The sequence below is a fragment of the Serratia sp. G204Y genome, assembly GCF_051172435.1.
Classification (GTDB): Bacteria; Pseudomonadota; Gammaproteobacteria; order Enterobacterales; family Enterobacteriaceae; genus Serratia; species Serratia sarumanii.
The window spans coordinates 1-5,495 of the sequence record NZ_JBPIZA010000013.1; the positions used below are offsets into that span (position 1 = coordinate 1).

The 5,495-nt window shown below is 52.7% G+C and carries 5 protein-coding genes, 4 tRNA genes, 1 rRNA gene and 1 other RNA gene; 9 read left to right on the forward strand and 2 right to left on the reverse strand.

Annotation, left to right across the window (positions count from 1 at the left end; genetic code table 11):
- The 3 genes from rrf to birA all read left to right on the forward strand — a co-directional run.
- A 5S ribosomal RNA gene (gene rrf / locus ACSBQQ_RS24595) occupies positions 1–77 on the forward strand; the annotation flags it as partial.
- Positions 78–454: 377 nt separating this feature from the next.
- Complete coding sequence (murB, locus tag ACSBQQ_RS24600; protein ID WP_033636715.1) at positions 455–1,492, forward strand: UDP-N-acetylmuramate dehydrogenase; 1,038 nt, start codon at positions 455–457, stop codon at positions 1,490–1,492.
- Positions 1,489–2,451 carry a bifunctional biotin--[acetyl-CoA-carboxylase] ligase/biotin operon repressor BirA gene (gene birA, locus ACSBQQ_RS24605; RefSeq protein WP_033636716.1) on the forward strand — a complete coding sequence of 321 codons (963 nt, stop codon included), beginning with the start codon at positions 1,489–1,491 and terminating at the stop codon, positions 2,449–2,451. Before murB ends, birA begins: the two co-directional genes overlap by 4 nt.
- A 47-nt stretch (positions 2,452–2,498) precedes the next feature.
- Here birA and coaA read toward each other — a convergent pair whose 3' ends face one another.
- Positions 2,499–3,449 carry a type I pantothenate kinase gene (gene coaA, locus ACSBQQ_RS24610; protein WP_033636718.1) on the reverse strand — a complete coding sequence of 317 codons (951 nt, stop codon included), beginning with the start codon at positions 3,447–3,449 and terminating at the stop codon, positions 2,499–2,501.
- 219 nt (positions 3,450–3,668) lie between these two features.
- A complete protein-coding gene (locus tag ACSBQQ_RS24615) occupies positions 3,669–4,217 on the reverse strand; it encodes a GNAT family N-acetyltransferase (RefSeq protein WP_033650029.1) in 549 nt (182 codons plus the stop codon).
- A gap of 396 nt (positions 4,218–4,613) precedes the next feature.
- On the opposite strand from ACSBQQ_RS24615, the gene ACSBQQ_RS24620 reads away from it, so the two are divergent.
- The 6 genes from ACSBQQ_RS24620 to ACSBQQ_RS24645 form a co-directional block, all read left to right on the forward strand.
- Positions 4,614–4,689, forward strand: a tRNA-Thr gene (locus ACSBQQ_RS24620).
- Positions 4,690–4,714: 25 nt separating this feature from the next.
- Positions 4,715–4,799: transfer RNA gene (locus ACSBQQ_RS24625), tRNA-Tyr, on the forward strand.
- 46 nt (positions 4,800–4,845) lie between these two features.
- Positions 4,846–4,961: non-coding RNA, RtT sRNA (locus ACSBQQ_RS24630), on the forward strand.
- A 36-nt stretch (positions 4,962–4,997) separates the two neighbouring features.
- A tRNA-Gly gene (locus ACSBQQ_RS24635) sits at positions 4,998–5,072 on the forward strand.
- Positions 5,073–5,078: 6 nt separating this feature from the next.
- Positions 5,079–5,154: transfer RNA gene (locus tag ACSBQQ_RS24640), tRNA-Thr, on the forward strand.
- A gap of 109 nt (positions 5,155–5,263) precedes the next feature.
- On the forward strand, positions 5,264–5,495 hold a 232-nt coding region (locus ACSBQQ_RS24645; protein ID WP_032439543.1), incomplete at its 3' end, for a GTP-binding protein.

The window sequence follows — 5,495 nt, forward strand, 5'->3', positions numbered from 1 at the left end:
CCGAACTCAGAAGTGAAACGCCGTAGCGCCGATGGTAGTGTGGGGTCTCCCCATGCGAGAGTAGGACACTGCCAGGCATCAAACCAAGCCGAAAGCCCTGAACTGACGTTCAGGGCTTTTTGCTATGGGGAAAATAAATTCCCTGGCTGTATTTATTTCTTATAGAAATACCTCTATTGGCATATGCTGCTTATTTTCATAAGGATGCATAATGTTTTTTGTCAGAGAAAAAGCTAGCTAAATATATAATTGATAGCTCCAGATTATTATTTAAATAATAAAAATATCTATTTATGAAGATGTTGATGAGAATTATCCGGTTATATCAAGGATAATTCTTAATGCTCCAGTGTATTAGGCGATAAATTTCACGTTAATTAAAACAAATATTAGCCAGACGCCTCGAATCGAGTAGACTAGGCGAAAGATTATTTCTTTATGGGTACTGAACGTTATGTCTACTGAAAGCGCGTCTTTAAAAAACCACAATACGTTTGCGCTCCCGGTCAACGCAGCGCACCTGATCATGGCCGATAGAATTGAGCTGATGCTCAAAGTGTGGCAACAAACGCGAAAGCGTCAGGAGCCGCTGCTGATTCTCGGTGAAGGTAGCAACGTGCTGTTCCTGGAGGATTTTTCTGGCACGGTAATGGTCAATCAGTTGAAAGGTATCGATGTTCGGGAAGATAACGATGCCTGGTATCTCCACGTCAGCTCCGGTGAAAACTGGCATGACCTGGTGCAATATACGCTGCAGGCCGGGATCTGCGGCCTGGAAAACCTGGCGTTGATTCCTGGATTGGCCGGCTCCGCCCCTATCCAGAACATCGGCGCCTACGGCGTCGAATTGAAAGACGTCTGCGAGTATGTCGATCTGCTGGACTTCTCTACCGGTGCTATCGATCGCATTCCGGCTGCCGAGTGTGGTTTCGGTTACCGGGAAAGTATTTTCAAACACCGTTTCCAAACCGGGCATGTCATTGTCGGGCTGGGCCTGCGTCTCAACAAACAATGGCAACCCAAATTGAGCTACGGCGATCTGGCCAAGCTGGATCCCGCCACGGTGACGCCGCTTCAGGTATTTGAATCCGTATGCGCCATGCGCCGCAGCAAGCTGCCCGATCCGCGTGAAACCGGTAATGCCGGCAGCTTCTTCAAGAATCCGCTGGTGAACGCAGAGAAAGCTGCAGAACTCATCGCCAAATATCCCGGCATGCCGCACTATCCGCAGCAGGATGGCCAGGTGAAGCTGGCCGCCGGATGGCTTATCGATCAATGCGAACTGAAAGGATATCGTATCGGCGGCGCTGCGGTACACCGTCAGCAGGCGCTGGTGCTGGTGAACATCGACAACGCCCACAGCCAGGATGTGGTGGCGCTGGCGCGCCACGTACGCAAGACAGTGGCCGATAAATTTGGCGTCTGGCTGGAGCCTGAGGTGCGTTTTATTGGCGCGACCGGTGAGCTGAATGCCGTGGCGGTGCTGTCATGAAAGATACCAAGGTTCCGTTAAAACTGATCGCGCTGCTGGCCGACGGTGAATTTCATTCCGGGGAACACCTGGGTGAGTCACTGGGCATGAGCCGTGCGGCGATCAATAAGCATATTCAGACCATTCGCGAATGGGGGCTGGATGTCTTTACCGTGCCCGGCAAAGGCTACAGCCTGCCTGGCGCCATCCAGCTGTTGGAAGCCGAGCGCATCCTCAGCCTGCTGGAAGACAAGCGTGTAAGCGTGTTGCCGGTGGTCGATTCCACCAACCAATACTTGCTGGACCGCATTGCCGAATTGCACTCTGGTGACGCCTGTGTCGCTGAATACCAGCAGGCAGGGCGAGGGCGCCGCGGGCGGCAGTGGATCTCGCCATTCGGCGCTAATTTATACCTGTCGATGTTCTGGCGACTGGAGCAGGGGCCGGCTGCGGCCATGGGGCTTAGCCTGGTGATCGGGATGGTGATGGCGGAAGTTCTGCAGCGTCTCGGTGCGGCCGATGTGCGCGTGAAGTGGCCTAACGATCTCTACCTGAACGATCGTAAATTGGCGGGGATCCTGGTCGAACTGACGGGGAAAACCGGCGATGCAGCTCAACTGGTCATCGGTGCCGGCATCAACCTGGCGATGCGTGATACCAATGCCAGCGCCATTACTCAAGGATGGATTAACCTACAGGAAGCGGGAATTCAGATCGATCGCAATGAGCTGGCTGCAACCCTGCTTAATGAACTGCGTCAGTCGTTGAAACAGTTTGAGATAGACGGACTGGCGCCCTTTATCGGTCGCTGGCGTACCCTGGATAACTTTATCGACAGGCCGGTCAAGCTGCTTATCGGCGAGCGGCAGATTGTGGGTATCGCCCGAGGAATCGATTCGCAGGGCGCGCTGCTGCTGGAACAAGACGGGGAGATCAAGCCCTTCATCGGTGGAGAGATATCGCTGCGCAGCGCAGAATAGTTAGAGAAAGCAGGGGACGGCGACGTCCCCTGAATCGATCGGTAGGCTTACTTTCTTAAACGCACGCTTTCAACGGCGTGGTTAGCGCTTTTGGTCATGATCAGGCTGGCGCGTTCGCGTGTAGGCAATATATTCTGCTGCAAATTCAATCCGTTAATTTCATTCCATAATTGCGTGGCGATATTAATCGCTTCCGGTTCCGGCAATTTTGAATAGTGATGGAAATAAGAATCGGGATTGGAAAATGCGCCTTGACGGAATTTCAGGAAGCGATTGATATACCAGCTTTGCAATAGCGTCTCCGGGGCATCGACATATATAGAGAAGTCGACAAAATCGGAAACGAATACGCGATGCGGATCGTGAGGATAATCCATGCCGCTTTGCAATACGTTAAGCCCTTCCAGGATCAAAATATCCGGTTGCTCGATGACTTTATTACCTTCGGGCACAACGTCATAGATCAAATGAGAATAAACCGGAGCGGTGACGCGTTTGGCGCCGGATTTCACTTCCGACACGAATTTCACCAGGCTATGCATATCGTAAGACTGCGGGAAGCCTTTTTTCTTCATCAGACCGCGCTCGTTCAGCACCTTATTAGGATGCAAGAAGCCGTCGGTCGTGATCAGCTCCACGCTGCGATGTTCAGGCCAGCGGCTCAGCAACGCTTGCAACAGACGAGCGGTCGTGCTCTTACCAACGGCTACGCTGCCGGCGATGCCGATGACATAGGGAATCTTTTGCCCGTCGGTGCCGAGGAATTGCTCCAGCACCGCCTGTCGGCGCAGGTTGGAACTGATATAGAAGTTCAACAGCCGTGACAGCGGCAGATAAATCTGCGCAACTTCTTCCAACGAGAGATCTTCGTTAATCCCTTTCAGTTTAACGATCTCTTCTTCCGACAACGTCAGCGGCACCGAATCTCGCAACGCCGCCCATTGGGTACGATCGAACTGTAGGTAAGGCGTTGCTAAAGATTGATCTCTTTTTATCATAAGCCAAATTCTGCCTGTTAACGCAGGTTGGGAAAGGCGCCGGACGCCAACTCCAGAGAATAAACAAGCTGCATATTATAGACAGCTTCGTTTTTGGCGTAGACTTTTTTCGCAAAAGTTGTCGATAGGCAGCAGTTTATGTCAATTGTGCGAAGCGGCGCGCAGTTGATAAAGCGGGGTTGCAAGGCGGCATCATCGGGGCCGGATACCGCCTGAAGGTTAACTGGCGATGGCGCGCGAAGGTTGGTTCACGGTGAACAGGCGTTTATAATAAATAACGGTCGGATGGTAATGCCCATCGGGCCCCGCCGCATAATCCGGCAGCTCGCCCAAACAGCGATAACCCAGGCTGCGATAAAGCGCTTCTGCTGCCGAACCGGCCTGCGTATCCAGGTACAATAGCCCGCGTTGCTGCTGCAGCGCTACGTGCTCCAGCGTCTTCATCAGCGCCTGACCTACGCCGTTGCGGCGAGCGCGGCTATGCACCAACAGCTTCACCACCTCCGCACGATTACGGCCGTTCGGCTTCTGACAGAGTTCGAGTTGCACGGTGCCAACGACGCCGCGCTCGTCGCGGGCAATCCACAGCAGCAGTTCACCTTTAGCCAGGGCCGGTCGCAGACTGTGGAAGTAACTCTCGGCGTCTTCGTGAGGGATTAAGGTGTCGTAACCGACAGAAGCGCCGTGCGTGACGGCATCGGTCAACAGGCGGGCTAATTCATCCCGGTAAATCGGCAGCGTAGCGGCGTTGATAGGCACTATTTTCATGAGTCATTCCTCCAGATATGGGGGTAATGAAGAGAAGCAATAACTGAGCCACAGCGGCGAAAGGCATGACGACGGCAAAAGGGTGAGGGATCAGTGTAGCTCACGCCTTGGTCCGGGGCAGGTATCCCCTTTTTGGTGCATCGATCCCGCTCACAGTTTACCGTTGCGGGTTAAGTGTTTTGAGAAGGCCGACACGGAGAAAGCGGCGCTCAAGGCTTGCAAAAAGTGGATAAAATTGTAGAGAATGATTGCCGCGAGTGATGAATGTTTGCACGCTGCAGGCTGCGAATTGCATGACAGTATGCAAAATTGACTGATTTGTGAGCGAAAGTGCGCGTAAAGCAATTTTTTTGTTGCATAGGTCGCCCGCTCTACCTAGAATGCGCTGCACTTGATGCCGGCTTAGCTCAGTAGGTAGAGCAACTGACTTGTAATCAGTAGGTCACCAGTTCGATTCCGGTAGCCGGCACCATTCAAGTCACAAGTAGTTAAAATCTGGTGGGGTTCCCGAGCGGCCAAAGGGAGCAGACTGTAAATCTGCCGTCACAGACTTCGAAGGTTCGAATCCTTCCCCCACCACCAAATCTTGCCTTCGGCGATTAACTGAAATGCGATAAATGCCGCAACGGTTGATAGCGGGAGGAGAGGGCGAAAGCCTTCGGCAAGGTTCGAGCTGTGCAGCGCAAGGCGCAGCCGGCCCGAAGGATGCGAGCCGAGTGATGAACAATCCTGCTCCATCCCAAAATTCTACAGAAAAATCAGGTAGCCGAGTTCCAGGATGCGGGCATCGTATAATGGCTATTACCTCAGCCTTCCAAGCTGATGATGTGGGTTCGATTCCCACTGCCCGCTCCAAGATGTGCTGATATAGCTCAGTTGGTAGAGCGCACCCTTGGTAAGGGTGAGGTCGGCAGTTCGAATCTGCCTATCAGCACCACTTCTTAATTTCTCGCCCCCTGATTTTCTTTCTGTTCTGGATTCAACGAGCAAATGCTTGGTTGATGTGGTGATACCACCGATTTATCCGTGTCTTAGAGGGACAATCGATGTCTAAAGAAAAGTTTGAACGTACAAAACCGCACGTTAACGTCGGTACTATCGGCCACGTTGACCACGGTAAAACTACCCTGACTGCAGCGATCACTACCGTACTGGCTAAAACCTACGGCGGTTCTGCACGTGCTTTCGACCAGATCGATAACGCGCCAGAAGAAAAAGCTCGTGGTATCACCATCAACACCTCTCACGTTGAGTATGACACCCCGACTCGTCACTACG